This is a genomic window from Cohnella sp. CFH 77786 (genome assembly GCF_019400745.1).
Taxonomy (GTDB): domain Bacteria; phylum Bacillota; class Bacilli; order Paenibacillales; family Paenibacillaceae; genus Cohnella.
The window spans coordinates 14,975-29,703 of sequence record NZ_WJIB01000024.1 but is presented as its reverse complement, the minus strand read 5'-3'; the positions used below and the strand labels follow the sequence as shown (position 1 = coordinate 29,703).

Below are 14,729 nucleotides of genomic sequence, written 5' to 3'. Positions count from 1 at the left end.
AGGGAGACCAAAGCATGGCAAGAGAGTTCTCCTTACAAAACACGCGCAACATCGGGATCATGGCGCATATCGATGCGGGCAAAACGACCACCACGGAACGGATTCTGTTCTACACCGGCCGCGTTCACAAAATCGGCGAAGTGCATGAAGGCGCCGCGACGATGGACTGGATGGAACAGGAGCAAGAGCGCGGCATCACGATTACGTCCGCCGCGACGACCGCTCAATGGAAAGGCCACCGCATCAATATTATCGACACACCGGGCCACGTGGACTTCACGGTGGAAGTCGAACGCTCCCTGCGCGTATTGGACGGAGCGGTGGGCGTGTTCAGCGCGAAAGAAGGCGTTGAGCCGCAATCCGAGACGGTATGGCGTCAGGCCGACCGTTACGGCGTACCGCGGATCGCGTATGTCAACAAGATGGACATCATCGGCGCGGACTTCCTTAACGTCGTCAAAGACATGCGGGAACGTCTGGGAGCCAATGCCGTTGCCATCCAATTGCCGATCGGCGCGGAGAACGACTTCGTCGGCATGATCGACCTGGTCGATATGGTCGCTTTCACCTATAAGGACGATCTCGGCAAAGAGCCGGTCAAAGGCGAAATTCCGGACAATCTTAAAGCGCAAGCCGAAGAGCTTCGCGCCGAGTTGGTCGAGAAGGTAGCTGAACTTGACGAAGAGCTGATGATGAAGTATCTGGAAGGGGAAGAAATCACCATCCCGGAACTGAAAGCCGCTCTTCGCAAAGGCGTCGTGGAAGTGAAAATCTTCCCCGTCGTCTGCGGTTCCTCCTACCGCAACAAAGGCGTACAACCGATGTTGGACGCGGTTGTCGACTATCTGCCGGCTCCGATCGACGTACCGGATATCAAGGGTCACCTTGAAGACGGTACGGAGACGACCCGCAAATCCGCCGACGACCAGCCGTTCGCGGCGCTGGCGTTCAAAATCATGACGGACCCGTTCGTCGGAAAGCTGACGTTCTTCCGCGTATACTCCGGTATCTTGAACTCCGGTTCGTACGTCGTGAACGCAACGAAAGGCAAACGCGAGCGGATCGGTCGGATCCTTCAGATGCATGCCAACAGCCGTCAGGAAATCAGCGAAGTTTACGCTGGCGACATCGCGGCTGCGGTAGGCCTGAAAGATACGACGACAGGCGACACGCTGTGCGACGAGAAGCACCCGGTTATCCTGGAATCCATGAACTTCCCGGAGCCGGTTATCCAGCTGTCGGTCGAGCCGAAGACGAAAGCCGACCAGGACAAGATGGGCGTCGCGCTGCAGAAGCTCTCCGAAGAAGACCCGACCTTCCGTTATTACACGGACGAAGAAACGGGCCAGACGATCATCGCGGGTATGGGTGAGCTTCACCTGGAAATCCTCGTTGACCGGATGCTCCGCGAATTCAAGGTCGAGACGAATGTGGGCAAACCGCAGGTTGCTTACCGCGAAACGTTCCGCGCTTCGGCGAAGGTCGAAGGCAAGTTCGTTCGCCAGTCCGGCGGACGCGGCCAATACGGCCACGTCTGGATCGAGTTCGAACCGCTTGAAGCCGGAAGCGGCTTCCAGTTCGAGAACAAGATCGTGGGCGGCGTCGTACCGCGCGAATACATCGCGCCGGTACAAGCGGGTATCGAAGAGTCGATGAAGAACGGCGTCCTGGCGGGCTTCCCGCTGGTCGACATCAAAGCCACGATCTTCGACGGCTCGTACCACGACGTCGACTCCTCCGAGATGGCGTTCAAAATCGCCGGCTCCATGGCGCTTAAAGCAGCGAAGGACAAATGCAATCCGGTACTGCTCGAGCCGATCATGAAAGTCGAAGTTACCGTTCCGGAAGAGTACATGGGCGACGTAATGGGGATGCTGAACTCCCGCCGCGGACGCATCGAGGGGATGGATTCGCGCCACGGCGCGCAAATCATCCGCGCGAAGGTTCCGTTGTCCGAGATGTTCGGATACTCCACCACGCTTCGTTCCGGTACCCAAGGACGCGGGGTATTCTCGATGGAGCTGTCCCACTACGAGGAAGTGCCGAAGTCGATCTCGGAAGAGATCGTCGCGAAGTCCAAAGGCGCTTAATCTCATAAACAAGTGATAGCGGACGGGCCGGGGAGGCGCGGCGACGCGTTTCCCTCCCCTCCATCAATAAATCCTTTTTACTTATAAGGAGGCAAAAAACCAATGGCAAAGGCTAAGTTTGAACGTAACAAACCGCACGTCAACATCGGTACGATCGGTCACGTCGACCATGGCAAAACGACCCTGACGGCTGCCATCACGACGGTTCTGGCGAAAAAATACGGCGGCTCTGCCGTTGCTTTCGACCAAATCGACAAAGCTCCGGAAGAGCGCGAACGCGGCATCACGATCTCCACGGCACACGTTGAGTACGAAACGCCGAACCGCCACTACGCTCACGTTGACTGCCCGGGACACGCCGACTACGTTAAAAACATGATCACCGGCGCTGCCCAAATGGACGGCGCGATCCTGGTCGTATCCGCTGCTGACGGCCCGATGCCGCAAACGCGCGAGCACATCCTGCTCTCCCGCCAAGTAGGCGTTCCTTACATCGTCGTATTCCTCAACAAATGCGACATGGTTGAAGACGAAGAACTGCTTGAGCTGGTTGAAATGGAAGTTCGCGACCTGCTGAACGAGTACGAGTTCCCGGGCGACGACACCCCGATCATCCGCGGCGCCGCTCGCGAAGCTCTCCAAAACCCGGACGGCGACTGGGCGAACAAAATCGTCGAGCTGTTCGAGCAAATCGACACCTACATCCCGACGCCTGAGCGCGCAACCGACAAGCCGTTCCTGATGCCTGTCGAGGACGTGTTCACGATCACGGGCCGCGGTACGGTTGCTACGGGCCGCGTTGAGCGTGGTATCGTTAAAGTAGGCGATGAGGTTGAAATCGTCGGTCTGCAAGAAGAAACCCGCAAAACCGTCGTTACCGGCGTTGAAATGTTCCGCAAATTGCTGGACCAAGCCCAAGCCGGCGACAACATCGGCGCCCTGCTTCGCGGCGTAGACCGCAAAGACATCGAGCGCGGTCAAGTTATCGTTAAACCGGGTTCGGTTAAGCCGCACACCGAGTTCACCGCTCAAATCTACGTTCTGACCCAAGCTGAAGGCGGCCGTCATAAGCCTTTCTTCACGGGCTACCGTCCGCAGTTCTACTTCCGGACGACGGACGTAACGGGCATCATCAACCTGCCGGAAGGCACGGAAATGGTTATGCCGGGCGACAACATCACGGTTACGGTTCAACTGATCTCGCCGATCGCGATCGAAGAAGGCACGCGTTTCGCTATCCGCGAAGGCGGCCGCACGGTAGGCGCTGGCGCAGTTGCTTCCATCCAGAAGTAATCAGCCTCACGGCATGAAGGCATCCCTTTGGGGATGCCTTTTGTCGTTATCCCCACAAAGTGACGTTAAGCTTCGAAGTTTATTCCGTTTAAGGGGGCTCCCCCAAAAGTATTCGGAATCAACTGCGAAGGCATTCTTCACTTTTGGGGGTTCAGTTAAGGGGCTCCCCCAAAAGTATTCGGAATCAACTGCGAAGGCATTCTTCACATTTGGGGGTTCAGTTAAGGGGACCCCAAAGTCAAATGCATAAACGTGTTTCTTCATTAAATAGAAGCAGCATGGATGCACCGAACTTTTGGAACCGAAAATGAATAAAATTTTGTTGCATTCGATTAGGCAGATCGCTATAATAGTGAATGTTGGTCTGTGACTGTGCGATGATGTGAGAGGTTGCCGACACACCCGGCCCCTTTGCCATAGAGTGGATGCTCGGGCGCTGTCGGGTTTTTCTCACGGAGTATGTCCGATTCCAAAATTGGACGAATGAGGAGGGAACTTCAATATGGCGAAGCAAAAAATCCGTATCCGCTTGAAAGCCTACGACCACCGCGTGCTGGATCAATCCGCGGAGAAAATCGTAGAAACGGCGAAACGTACCGGTGCAAGCGTGTCCGGTCCGATCCCGTTGCCGACCGAGAAGCAGATCATCACGATCCTGCGCGCGGTGCACAAGTATAAGGATTCGCGCGAGCAATTCGAAATGCGCACGCACAAGCGTTTGATTGACATCGTCAATCCTACGCCGCAAACGGTAGACGCGCTGATGCGCCTCGACCTGCCGTCCGGCGTCGACATCGAAATCAAACTGTAATTAAAACACGGAGACTGGGTCTCATACAGAAGGGAAAAGAGGTGTCAACATGAAAGGAATCTTGGGACGTAAGCTCGGTATGACTCAAGTGTTCGCGGCTGACGGAAGCGTCGTGCCGGTCACGGTCATCGAAGCTACACCGAACGTCGTCCTCCAGAAGAAAGACGGAGCGAACGACGGATACGAAGCGATCCAGCTCGGTTTCGCGGACAAGCGCGAGAAGCTTGCCAACAAACCGGAGACTGGCCATGCGAAAAAAGCCAACACGGCACCCAAGCGCTTCGTCCGCGAAATCCGCGGTGCTGACCTGAACAATGTCGAAGTTGGCCAAGAAATCAAAGTCGACATTTTCGAAGAAGGTCAATTTGTTGACGTGACGGGTATCTCCAAAGGTAAAGGAACGGCTGGCGCGATCAAGCGTTGGGGCATGTCCCGCGGCCCGATGGCTCACGGTTCCAAATACCACCGCGGCAACGGTTCGCTCGCGACGATCCGCGACGCCAACCGCGTGCCGAAAGGCAAGAAAATGCACGGCCGCATGGGCGCCGAAACGATCACGATCCAGAACCTCGAAGTCGTCAAAGTCGACGTCGAGCGCAATGTTTTGCTGATCAAAGGCTCCGTTCCGGGTCCGAAAAACACGTACCTCAAAATCCGCGCAGCGGTAAAGAAATAATACGCATCGTTCAAGAAAGGAGGACCACACATGCCTAAAGTGACTGTTTACAACGTGGAAGGCAACCAGGTTGGGGAAATCGATCTGGCTGACGGTATTTTCGGCATCGAGCCGAATACCCACGTTCTGCATAGCGCAGTCGTGCTGCAGCAAGCTTCGGTTCGCCAAGGCACGCACAAAGTGAAAGGCCGTTCCGAAGTTTCCGGCGGCGGCCGCAAACCGTGGAAACAGAAAGGTACCGGACGCGCCCGTCAAGGCTCCATCCGCGCGCCTCAATGGAAAGGCGGCGGCACGGTATTCGGGCCGACTCCGCGCAGCTACGGTTTCAAATTGCCCCGCAAGGTTCGCCGTCTGGCGATCAAATCCGCTCTGTCCAGCAAAGTGGCAGGCAACGGAATTATCGTTCTCGATCAGCTGACACTGAGCCAGCCGAAGACGAAAGATTTCGCCAAAATTTTGAGCAACCTCAAGGTCGCGCGCAAAGCGCTTGTCGTCACCGCCGACTTTGACAACAATGTGGCTTTGTCCGCACGCAACATTCCGGGCGTCAAATTCGTCGCCGCAGACGGAATCAACGTGCTTGACGTGATGGTTCACGATCAAGTGATCATCACGAAGGACGCGGTCGCGAAAGTGGAGGAGGTGTTCGCGTAATGAAAAACCCCCGTGATGTAATCAAACGGCCGGTCATTACCGAACGCACCAGCGAGTTCATCGACCAGCTGAAATACGTGTTCGAAGTTGACATCAAGGCCAACAAGACCGAAATCAAGCAAGCCGTCGAGCAGATCTTCAAAGTGAAGGTCGCCAGCGTCAACACGCTGCGCATGCCGGCGAAGCCGAAACGTTACGGCCGCCACAGCGGTTACACGTCGGAATGGAAAAAAGCGATCGTTCAGCTCGCAGAAGGCAGCAAGCCGCTCGAGTTCTTCGAAGCTTCCGTATAATCACGAACTCTTGAATTGCGGTGAGAGTTTGCCCCGCAAACTCCGTATTAGAGGAGGGAATCCGAGTGCCAGTCAAAAAGTTTAAACCGACCACGCCGAGCCGCCGTCAGATGACGGTCTCCACGTTCGAAGAGATCACCACTTCGACGCCGGAGAAATCGCTGCTCGCGCCGCTCTCCAAAACGGCGGGCCGGAACAACCAAGGGAAACTGACGGTGCGCCATCACGGCGGCGGTCATAAGCGTAAATACCGCATCATCGACTTCAAACGCACGAAAGACGGCATACCTGGCCGCGTGGCCACGATCGAATACGATCCGAACCGCACGTCCTACATCGCGCTGATCAACTACGTCGACGGAGAGAAAGCTTACATCATCGCTCCGAAAGGCCTGAAAGTCGGCGACGAAATCATGTCCGGTCCCGAAGCCGACATCAAGACGGGGAACGCCCTTCCGCTGGAGAACATCCCGGTCGGTTCCGTTATCCACAACATCGAGCTGAAGCCCGGCAAAGGCGGACAATTGGTACGCGCAGCCGGTACGTCGGCGCAATTGCTCGGCAAAGAAGAGCAATACGTCACGATCCGCCTCGCATCCGGCGAGATCCGCCGCGTGCTGAAGCAATGCCGCGCCACGATCGGCGTCGTCGGCAACCAAGACCACGAGTTGATCAACATCGGTAAAGCGGGACGCAACCGTCACCTGGGCAAACGCCCGGTCGTCCGCGGCGTCGTCATGAACCCGGTGGACCACCCGCACGGCGGCGGCGAAGGCCGCGCTCCGATCGGACGGAAATCCCCGATGTCTCCGTGGGGCAAACCGACGCTCGGTTACAAAACCCGCAAGAAGAAGAAAGCTTCGAACAAATATATTGTTCGTCGCCGCAGCAAGTAATATATCGGGGTCCCCAAAAAGTAATCGGAATCGGCATCGGAGGTTTGCTTCACTTTTTGGGGTGAAGGAAGAAGGGAGGAGCATTCCATGGGTCGCAGCCTGAAAAAAGGACCTTTCGTCGACGACTACCTGTTGAAGAAAGTGGATGAATTGTCCACCAGCGGGAAGAAAGTGGTCATCAAAACGTGGTCCCGCCGCTCGACGATTTTCCCGCAGTTCGTGGGCCACACGTTCGCCGTTTACGACGGACGCAAGCATGTCCCGGTCTATGTGACGGAAGACATGGTCGGACACAAACTAGGCGAATTCGCGCCGACGCGCACGTTCAAAGGACACACGGACGACGACAAGAAAACCGGAAGAAGATAAATGCGATCGAGGGAGAGCGCCTAAGGCGTAACGGCTCGATCAGCATCACAACACCCTGCGAGTCGGCGGTTCCCGCCGACGCACGTAACGTACGGGAGGAGGTACACCGATGTCTCAGCAAGCGAAAGCTCATGTGCACAACATTCGCATTCCGGCCCGCAAAGTCCGCCTGGTTGTTGACCTGATCCGCGGTAAGAAGGTCGGAGAAGCGATTGCGATTCTGCGCCATACGCCGCGTTCGGCATCTCCGGTCGTGGAGAAGCTGCTGAACTCCGCGATTGCCAACGCTGAACACAACTACCAAATGGACGTGAACAAGCTGGTCGTTTCCGAGGCTTTCGTCAACGAAGGCCCGACCATGAAACGGTTCCAGCCGCGTTCCCAAGGCCGCGCGTTCAGCATCTTCAAGCGCACCAGCCACATTACGCTGGTCGTATCCGAAAAATAAGGAGGGACAACGTGTGGGTCAAAAAGTAAATCCGGTCGGTCTTCGCATCGGCATCATCCGTGACTGGGAATCCAAATGGTATGCCGACAAGGACTTCGGCGATCTTCTGATGGAAGACGTCAAAATCCGCGAATTCCTCAAAAATAAACTGAAAGACGCCGCTGTTTCCCGCATCGAGATCGAACGTGCGGCGAACCGCGTGAACGTCACCATCCATACCGCGAAGCCGGGCATCGTCATCGGCAAAGGCGGCTCCGAGGTGGAAGTGCTTCGAACAGAGCTCGCGAAGCTGACGAACAACAAGAAGGTTCACATCAACATTTCCGAAATCAAGAACCCGGAACTGGACGCCATCCTCGTTGCCGAGAGCATCGCGCAACAGCTGGAGCGCCGCACTTCGTTCCGCCGCGCCATGAAGCAAGCGATCCAACGGACGCAGCGCGCAGGCGCCAAAGGTATCAAAACATCCGTCAGCGGTCGTCTGGGCGGAGCGGAAATCGCCCGTACGGAAGGCTACAGCGAAGGCACGGTTCCGCTGCACACGCTGCGCGCGGACATCGACTACGGCACGGCAGAAGCCCATACGACTTATGGCCGCATCGGCGTGAAAGTATGGATCTACCGCGGCGAAGTCCTTCCGGCGAAGAAAAGAGCCGCTGAGGAAGGAGGCAACTGATCATGTTGATCCCCAAACGCGTCAAACACCGCAAACAGCATCGCGGTAAAATGAAAGGCATGGCCAAAGGCGGCACGGAAGTGCACTTCGGCGAATACGGCCTTCAAGCGCAAGAGCCTGCTTGGGTAACCAACCGCCAAATCGAGGCCGCGCGTATCGCCATGACCCGTTACATCAAACGGGGCGGTAAAGTATGGATCAAAATTTTCCCGTCCAAGCCGATCACCCAGAAGCCTCTCGAGGTCCGGATGGGTAGCGGTAAAGGTAACGTAGAGAAATGGGTCGCCGTCGTCAAGCCGGGCAAAATCCTGTTCGAGCTGGCCGGCGTATCCGAGGAGATCGCACGCGAAGCGATGCGTCTTGCGGCTCACAAGCTGCCGATCAAGACGAAGTTCGTGAAGCGCGAAGAACTGGGTGGTGAAGCAAATGAAGGCCAGTGAATTCCGCAACCTGACGTCGGCTGAGCTCGAGCAGAAGGTCGCCGGTTTCAAGGATGAGCTGTTCAACCTCCGTTTCCAACTGGCTACCGGCCAGCTGGACAATCCGCACCGCATCAGCGAGCTGCGGAAAGAAATCGCCCGGGCCAAAACGATTTTGCGCGAGCGTGAACTCGGCATCGGCTGATACGCCTGAACCTATGATTTCAGGAAGGAGGATTTACCCTTGAGCGAAAGACAAAACAACCGCAAAGTTCAGATCGGCAAAGTCGTCAGCGACAAGATGGACAAAACGATCGTGGTGGCTGTCGAGACGTACAAGAAGCACAGCCTGTATCATAAACGCATCAAGTACACGAAGAAATTCAAAGCGCACGACGAGAACAACGAGGCCAAAATCGGCGATACCGTGAAAATCATGGAGACCCGTCCGCTGTCGAAAGACAAAACGTGGCGCCTGGTCGAAATCACCGAAAAAGCCGTCATTCTGTAATGTGAATTCCCCGCTGCGACCGCTAAAAAGTGCGTTCATCACGCGTCGGTCGTCAGCTTAAGAAAGGAGGACCTTGCGATGATTCAACCGTTTACGCGTCTGGCCGTTGCCGACAACTCCGGCGCGAAGGAACTGATGTGCATCCGCGTGCTGGGCGGTACGGGACGCCGCGTCGGCCACATCGGCGACCTGATCGTTGCTTCCGTCAAACAAGCAACACCCGGTGGCGTTGTCAAAAAAGGCGACGTAGTCAAATGCGTTATCGTCCGCACGAAGAACTCGACTCGCCGCAAAGACGGATCCTATATCGCTTTCGACGAGAACGCGGCCGTTATCGTAAAAGAAGACAAGAGCCCGCGCGGCACCCGGATCTTCGGACCGGTCGCCCGTGAGCTTCGCGAACGCGACTTCATGAAAATCATTTCCCTGGCACCGGAAGTTCTGTAAACCCCGGTATCGGACTTAAGAGCAGAAGGCAGGAGGTGTACCCATGCCCCGGTTGAAAAAAGTGCTGGAATCGCACAACAATAAACTGCACGTGAAGAAGGACGACAACGTCATCGTCATCACGGGCAAAGACAAAGGGAAGAAAGGCCGCGTCATCGCAGCTTATCCCCGCGAGAACCGCGTTCTGGTCGAAGGCGTCAACATGGTGAAGCGCCATACGCGCCCGAACCAGGCGAATCCGCAAGGCGGCATCATCGAGCGCGAAGCGCCGATTCACGTATCCAACGTGATGCACATCGATCCGAAAAGCGGCAAACCGACCCGGATCGGCTACAAAGTCCTCGACAACGGCAAGAAAGTCCGGATCGCGAAAAAATCCGGCCAAGAGATCGACTAATCGCGAGTTTTGACGGAAAGGAGGTCACTGTGACAAATGGCAGCTAGAATGAAAGAGCGTTTCAACAATGAAATCACTCCTGCCTTGATGCAGAAGTTCAACTACAAATCGGTGATGCAAGTACCGAAAATCGAGAAAGTCGTCATCAACATGGGCGTCGGCGAAGCGGTCCAAAACTCCAAAGTGCTGGACGCTGCCGTGGAAGACATGCAGAAAATCGCAGGTCAGAAACCCGTGATCACGCGGGCGAAGAAATCGATCGCCGGTTTCCGTCTCCGCGAGAACCTGCCGATCGGCGTGAAAGTCACGCTGCGCGGCGACCGGATGTACTATTTCCTCGACAAGCTGTTCAACATTTCCCTTCCGCGCGTGCGCGACTTCCGCGGCGTATCGAGCAAATCGTTCGACGGACGCGGCAACTACACGCTGGGCTTGAAAGAACAGCTGATTTTCCCGGAGATCGAATACGATAAAATCGATAAAATCCGCGGGATGGACATCGTCATCGTAACGACGGCTCAAACGGACGAAGAAGCCCGCGAGCTGCTCACCCAACTGGGCATGCCGTTCACGAAGTAACGATCGCCCGCCTAACCCTTTAGGAGGTGTGAAAGCAAAGTGGCAAAAACGTCGATGAAAATCAAGCAGCAACGCACGCCGAAGTTTGCGGTCCGCGCTTACACGCGCTGCGAGCGCTGCGGCCGTCCGCATTCCGTTTTCCGCAAGTTCAAAATTTGCCGGATTTGTTTCCGCGAATTGGCATACAAAGGCCAGATTCCTGGCGTCAAAAAAGCGAGCTGGTAATCAGCCGAGTTCGGGAAGGAGGTTTACCCCATGGTTATGTCTGATCCCATTGCAGATATGCTGACGCGCATTCGCAACGCGAACCTCGTGCGTCACGAGTCGGTTGAACTGCCTGCGTCCACGGTGAAGAAGCAAATCGCCGAGATCCTCAAACGCGAAGGTTTTATCCGCGACGCGGAGTACGTCGACGACAACAAGCAAGGGCTGATCCGTATTTTCTTGAAGTACGGTCCCAACAACGAACGCGTCATCACCGGGCTCAAGCGCATCAGCAAACCCGGCCTGCGCGTCTACACGAAATCGAACGAAATCCCGCGGGTGCTGGGTGGCCTCGGCATCGCGATCATCTCGACATCCAAAGGCATCGTAACGGACAAAGAAGCGCGCCAAGCCAAAAACGGCGGAGAAGTGCTCGCTTACGTTTGGTAATACAACCCGCACACGATTGGAGGTGTACCCATGTCCCGTATCGGACGCAAACCGATCCAGGTGCCTAACGGCGTGAACGTGAACCTGGACAACAACGTCATTACCGTCAAAGGACCGAAAGGAACTTTGTCCCGTGTACTGCATCAAGATATGAAAGTCGTGCTCGAAGAAGGCGTCATCAACATCGAACGTCCTTCCGACAACAAGCTTCACCGCTCCCTGCACGGCACGACGCGCAGCGTCGTCGCCAACATGGTCAGCGGCGTAACCGAGGGTTACGCGAAGAACCTCGAGCTGGTCGGCGTCGGTTACCGTGCCAGCAAGTCCGGCGAGAAGCTGGTCCTGAACGTCGGCTACTCCCATCCGGTGGAATTCACGCCGGCCAGCGGCATCGAGTTCGAAGTTCCGGCGCAAAACCGGATCATCATCCGCGGCATCGACAAGGAAGTCGTCGGAGAAACGGCCGCGAAAGTGCGCTCCGTCCGTCCGCCCGAGCCGTACAAAGGCAAAGGCATCAAATACGAAGGCGAACGCATCCTCCGCAAAGAGGGCAAAGCCGGCAAGAAGAAGTAATTCAGGTAGTTGCGGGTGGTTAAGAGCTGCCTAGATGCAACACCGAGAAAGGAGTTTACCTCGGATGATTACCAAAGGCGACAAGAATAAAGCCCGTCTGAAGCGCCACCTGCGGGTGCGCAAGAAAATCAGCGGCACGACTGCCCGTCCCCGCCTCTCCGTGTTCCGTTCCTCGAAGCATATTTATGCTCAACTGATCGATGACGTCAGCGGAACGACGCTGGCGAGCGCATCGACGGTTGACAAGGAACTGGCCGGTCAAGTCGGCAACGGCGGCAACGTCGAAGCGGCTCGCAAAGTGGGCGAGCTCATCGCCCAGCGGGCGAAAGCCAAAGGGTACGAGAGCGTCGTGTTCGATCGCGGCGGCTACCTGTACCACGGACGGATTCAAGCATTGGCGGACGCGGCTCGCGAAGCCGGTCTTCAGTTTTAATACATTCTCGAAACAAGGAGGGTTAACGACTTGCGTGTAGATCCGAATTCTTTGGAACTGACGGAAAAAATGGTCCAAATCAATCGCGTCGCGAAAGTCGTCAAAGGCGGCCGCCGTTTCAGCTTCAGCGCGCTTGTCGTCGTTGGCGACGGCAAGGGCTGGGTCGGCGCGGGCATCGGCAAAGCCGGCGAAGTGCCGGACGCGATCCGCAAAGGCGTCGAAGACGCGAAGAAAAATCTCATTTACGTTCCGCTGGTCGGCACGACCATTCCGCACGCCGTTACGGGACACTTCGGCGCCGGCAAAGTGCTGCTGAAACCGGCATCGGAAGGTACGGGCGTCATCGCGGGCGGTCCTGTCCGCGCGGTGCTCGAACTGGCCGGAGTCGGCGACATTTTGACGAAATCGCTGGGATCCTCCAACTCGATTAACATGGTTAATGCGACGCTGGAAGGTCTCTCCCGCCTGAAACGCGCCGAAGACGTGGCGAAGCTCCGCGGCAAAACCGTGGAAGAGCTGTTGGGTTAAGGAGGGGTATTAGATGGCGAAACTGCAAATCACCCTCAAGCGCAGCCTGATCGGCCGTCCGGAGAACCAACGCCAGACGGTTCAAGCGCTTGGCTTGCGCAAGACGAACTCCGTCGTCGTGAAAGAAGACAATGCGGCCATCCGCGGCATGATCAACACGGTCAGCCACCTGGTCGAAGTTAAAGAAGTATAATTCGAGTTCGCAAGATCTGCATAACTCTCAAGGAGGTGCGACGTACGATGAAATTGCATGAGCTCCAGCCTGCGGAAGGTTCCAAGTTTACCCGCAAGCGCGTGGGTCGCGGTACCGGCAGCGGTCTCGGCAAAACGTCCGGTCGCGGTCATAAAGGACAAAACGCCCGTTCCGGCGGCGGTGTCCGTCCCGGATTCGAGGGCGGCCAGAACCCGCTGTATCGCCGTTTGCCGAAGCGTGGCTTCAACAACGATCGTTTTGCTACCGAATACGCGATCGTAAACCTGGAACAACTGAACGGATTCGCTGACGGCACGGAAGTGACTCCCGAGCTGCTGCTCTCCGAAGGGATCCTCAAGAACCCGAAAGACGGCATCAAGATTCTCGGAGGCGGCGATCTGACCGTGAAGCTGACCGTGAAAGCCCATAAGTTTTCACAATCCGCTGCTGATAAAATCCAGGCCGCCGGCGGTAAAACCGAGGTGATCTAATGCTCAGGACCGTCCAGAACATTTGGAAAGTCGAGGATCTCCGCAAGCGGATCCTGTTCACGCTCTTCATCCTGTTGATTTATCGGATCGGCGCGTTCGTGCCGGTTCCGAACATCAACAAGGATGCTTTGGATGCGGCTAACCAGCAAGGCAACGACTTGTTCGGCCTTCTGAACACGTTCTCCGGCGGCGCGCTGTTCCAGTTCTCCATTTTCGCTCTCGGGATCATGCCGTACATCACGGCTTCGATTATCGTGCAGCTGCTCTCGATGGACGTCATTCCGAAGTTCACCGAGTGGCAGAAGGAAGGCGAAATCGGCAAACGCAAGCTGGCGCAGGTTACGCGCTACGGTACGGTTATTCTGGGGCTGGTTCAAGCCTTGGCGACGACCATCGGCTTCAACCGGATGTTCAACGTGCCCATGGTCATTGATCCGTCGGTTGCGACCTACGCCATGATCACGATCGTGCTCACGGCCGGTACGGCTTTCCTGATGTGGCTCGGCGAGCAGATCAACGAGAAGGGCATCGGCAACGGGATTTCGATCCTGATGTTCGCGGCCATCGTGTCCCGCATTCCGGATCACGCCAGACAGATTTACGCGAGCGAGTTCATCAACGCGGACCAAGTGTTCCTGAACATCGTGAAGATCGTCTTGATCCTGATTGCCATCGTCTTGATCATTGCGGCTGTCATTTACGTCCAGCAAGGCGTTCGCAAAATCCCGGTGCAATATGCAAAACGGGTCGTCGGGCAGAAAATGTACGGCGGACAATCGACGCACATTCCGCTCAAAGTGAACGGCGCGGGCGTCATCCCGGTCATCTTCGCTTCGTCGCTCCTGATGTTCCCGGTGACGATCGCCAACTTCTGGTCCCAGCACGCTTGGGCGAGATGGATCATCGACAACCTGTACTACGACAAGCCGCTCGGCATGGTCTTCTACGTCCTGCTGATCATCGGCTTCACGTTTTTCTACACGTTCGTGCAATTCAACCCGCAGCAAATGGCGGACAACATGAAGAAAAACGGCGGCTACATCCCGGGCATTCGGCCGGGCAAGCCGACGTCCGGTTACCTGATGAAGCTCATTACCCGCATTACGCTCGCGGGCGCGATTTTCCTTGCATTGATCTCGGTGCTTCCGGTGTTCTTCGCGGCTGTTGCCGATCTCCCGCGGTCCGTATCGCTCGGCGGCACTTCGCTGCTCATCGTCATCGGCGTCGCGCTTGAGACGATGAAGCAGATCGAAAGCCAGCTGATCAAACGCCACTACAAAGGTTTCATCAACAAGTGA

General features: G+C 56.3%; 24 protein-coding genes. All 24 read left to right on the top strand.

Features of this window, described 5'->3' with window-relative positions; all coding sequences use genetic code 11:
* Positions 1 to 14 precede the first annotated feature (14 nt).
* The 24 genes from fusA (at position 15) to secY (ending at position 14,729) form a co-directional block, all read left to right on the top strand.
* Positions 15 to 2,090: an elongation factor G gene (fusA, locus tag GE107_RS24585; protein WP_219644164.1), complete on the top strand. Its 2,076-nt coding sequence runs from the start codon at positions 15 to 17 to the stop codon at positions 2,088 to 2,090.
* Between the two features lie 102 nt (positions 2,091 to 2,192).
* Positions 2,193 to 3,383 (top strand): elongation factor Tu, encoded by a 1,191-nt coding sequence (gene tuf, locus GE107_RS24580; RefSeq protein ID WP_219644163.1) that lies wholly within the window; start codon positions 2,193 to 2,195, stop codon positions 3,381 to 3,383.
* Positions 3,384 to 3,885: 502 nt separating this feature from the next.
* The gene (rpsJ, locus tag GE107_RS24575; protein WP_219644161.1) at positions 3,886 to 4,194 is read left to right on the top strand and encodes a 30S ribosomal protein S10; all 309 of its coding nucleotides are present in this window, start codon (positions 3,886 to 3,888) and stop codon (positions 4,192 to 4,194) included.
* Between the two features lie 49 nt (positions 4,195 to 4,243).
* A complete protein-coding gene (gene rplC / locus GE107_RS24570) occupies positions 4,244 to 4,870 on the top strand; it encodes a 50S ribosomal protein L3 (protein WP_219644159.1) in 627 nt (208 codons plus the stop codon).
* Between the two features lie 30 nt (positions 4,871 to 4,900).
* Positions 4,901 to 5,524 carry a 50S ribosomal protein L4 gene (gene rplD, locus GE107_RS24565; protein WP_219644157.1) on the top strand — a complete coding sequence of 208 codons (624 nt, stop codon included), beginning with the start codon at positions 4,901 to 4,903 and terminating at the stop codon, positions 5,522 to 5,524.
* On the top strand, positions 5,524 to 5,817 hold the full coding sequence (gene rplW, locus GE107_RS24560) for a 50S ribosomal protein L23 (protein ID WP_219644155.1): 294 nt from the start codon (positions 5,524 to 5,526) through the stop codon (positions 5,815 to 5,817). The genes rplD and rplW overlap by 1 nt, the downstream gene beginning before the upstream one ends.
* 65 nt (positions 5,818 to 5,882) lie before the next feature.
* Positions 5,883 to 6,713 (top strand): 50S ribosomal protein L2, encoded by an 831-nt coding sequence (gene rplB / locus GE107_RS24555; RefSeq protein WP_219644153.1) that lies wholly within the window; start codon positions 5,883 to 5,885, stop codon positions 6,711 to 6,713.
* 87 nt (positions 6,714 to 6,800) lie between these two features.
* Positions 6,801 to 7,082: a 30S ribosomal protein S19 gene (gene rpsS / locus GE107_RS24550; protein WP_219644151.1), complete on the top strand. Its 282-nt coding sequence runs from the start codon at positions 6,801 to 6,803 to the stop codon at positions 7,080 to 7,082.
* A gap of 109 nt (positions 7,083 to 7,191) precedes the next feature.
* Positions 7,192 to 7,530 carry a 50S ribosomal protein L22 gene (rplV, locus tag GE107_RS24545; RefSeq protein WP_219644149.1) on the top strand — a complete coding sequence of 113 codons (339 nt, stop codon included), beginning with the start codon at positions 7,192 to 7,194 and terminating at the stop codon, positions 7,528 to 7,530.
* 13 nt (positions 7,531 to 7,543) lie between these two features.
* Positions 7,544 to 8,206 (top strand): 30S ribosomal protein S3, encoded by a 663-nt coding sequence (gene rpsC, locus GE107_RS24540; RefSeq protein WP_219644146.1) that lies wholly within the window; start codon positions 7,544 to 7,546, stop codon positions 8,204 to 8,206.
* A gap of 2 nt (positions 8,207 to 8,208) precedes the next feature.
* Positions 8,209 to 8,646 carry a 50S ribosomal protein L16 gene (rplP, locus tag GE107_RS24535; protein WP_219644144.1) on the top strand — a complete coding sequence of 146 codons (438 nt, stop codon included), beginning with the start codon at positions 8,209 to 8,211 and terminating at the stop codon, positions 8,644 to 8,646.
* Complete coding sequence (gene rpmC / locus GE107_RS24530) at positions 8,633 to 8,830, top strand: 50S ribosomal protein L29 (protein WP_123042123.1); 198 nt, start codon at positions 8,633 to 8,635, stop codon at positions 8,828 to 8,830. Before rplP ends, rpmC begins: the two co-directional genes overlap by 14 nt.
* 39 nt (positions 8,831 to 8,869) lie before the next feature.
* On the top strand, positions 8,870 to 9,136 hold the full coding sequence (gene rpsQ, locus GE107_RS24525) for a 30S ribosomal protein S17 (RefSeq protein WP_219644142.1): 267 nt from the start codon (positions 8,870 to 8,872) through the stop codon (positions 9,134 to 9,136).
* A gap of 78 nt (positions 9,137 to 9,214) precedes the next feature.
* A complete protein-coding gene (gene rplN / locus GE107_RS24520; protein ID WP_219644140.1) occupies positions 9,215 to 9,583 on the top strand; it encodes a 50S ribosomal protein L14 in 369 nt (122 codons plus the stop codon).
* A gap of 43 nt (positions 9,584 to 9,626) precedes the next feature.
* Positions 9,627 to 9,980 carry a 50S ribosomal protein L24 gene (gene rplX, locus GE107_RS24515; RefSeq protein WP_219644139.1) on the top strand — a complete coding sequence of 118 codons (354 nt, stop codon included), beginning with the start codon at positions 9,627 to 9,629 and terminating at the stop codon, positions 9,978 to 9,980.
* A 36-nt stretch (positions 9,981 to 10,016) separates the two neighbouring features.
* Entirely contained in the window at positions 10,017 to 10,559 is a 543-nt protein-coding gene (gene rplE / locus GE107_RS24510; protein WP_219644138.1) for a 50S ribosomal protein L5, read from the top strand.
* A gap of 39 nt (positions 10,560 to 10,598) precedes the next feature.
* Positions 10,599 to 10,784, top strand: a complete 186-nt coding sequence (locus tag GE107_RS24505; protein ID WP_219644137.1) for a type Z 30S ribosomal protein S14 — start codon at positions 10,599 to 10,601, stop codon at positions 10,782 to 10,784.
* Positions 10,785 to 10,814: 30 nt separating this feature from the next.
* Positions 10,815 to 11,213 (top strand): 30S ribosomal protein S8, encoded by a 399-nt coding sequence (gene rpsH, locus GE107_RS24500; RefSeq protein ID WP_219644136.1) that lies wholly within the window; start codon positions 10,815 to 10,817, stop codon positions 11,211 to 11,213.
* Between the two features lie 30 nt (positions 11,214 to 11,243).
* A complete protein-coding gene (rplF, locus tag GE107_RS24495) occupies positions 11,244 to 11,786 on the top strand; it encodes a 50S ribosomal protein L6 (RefSeq protein ID WP_219644134.1) in 543 nt (180 codons plus the stop codon).
* Positions 11,787 to 11,850: 64 nt separating this feature from the next.
* Positions 11,851 to 12,219 (top strand): 50S ribosomal protein L18, encoded by a 369-nt coding sequence (gene rplR / locus GE107_RS24490; protein ID WP_219644132.1) that lies wholly within the window; start codon positions 11,851 to 11,853, stop codon positions 12,217 to 12,219.
* A 30-nt stretch (positions 12,220 to 12,249) separates the two neighbouring features.
* Positions 12,250 to 12,747 carry a 30S ribosomal protein S5 gene (gene rpsE, locus GE107_RS24485; RefSeq protein WP_219644130.1) on the top strand — a complete coding sequence of 166 codons (498 nt, stop codon included), beginning with the start codon at positions 12,250 to 12,252 and terminating at the stop codon, positions 12,745 to 12,747.
* 13 nt (positions 12,748 to 12,760) lie between these two features.
* Positions 12,761 to 12,940: a 50S ribosomal protein L30 gene (gene rpmD, locus GE107_RS24480; RefSeq protein ID WP_219644129.1), complete on the top strand. Its 180-nt coding sequence runs from the start codon at positions 12,761 to 12,763 to the stop codon at positions 12,938 to 12,940.
* A 47-nt stretch (positions 12,941 to 12,987) separates the two neighbouring features.
* Positions 12,988 to 13,431 (top strand): 50S ribosomal protein L15, encoded by a 444-nt coding sequence (gene rplO, locus GE107_RS24475; RefSeq protein ID WP_219644128.1) that lies wholly within the window; start codon positions 12,988 to 12,990, stop codon positions 13,429 to 13,431.
* Complete coding sequence (gene secY / locus GE107_RS24470; RefSeq protein WP_219644127.1) at positions 13,431 to 14,729, top strand: preprotein translocase subunit SecY; 1,299 nt, start codon at positions 13,431 to 13,433, stop codon at positions 14,727 to 14,729. Before rplO ends, secY begins: the two co-directional genes overlap by 1 nt.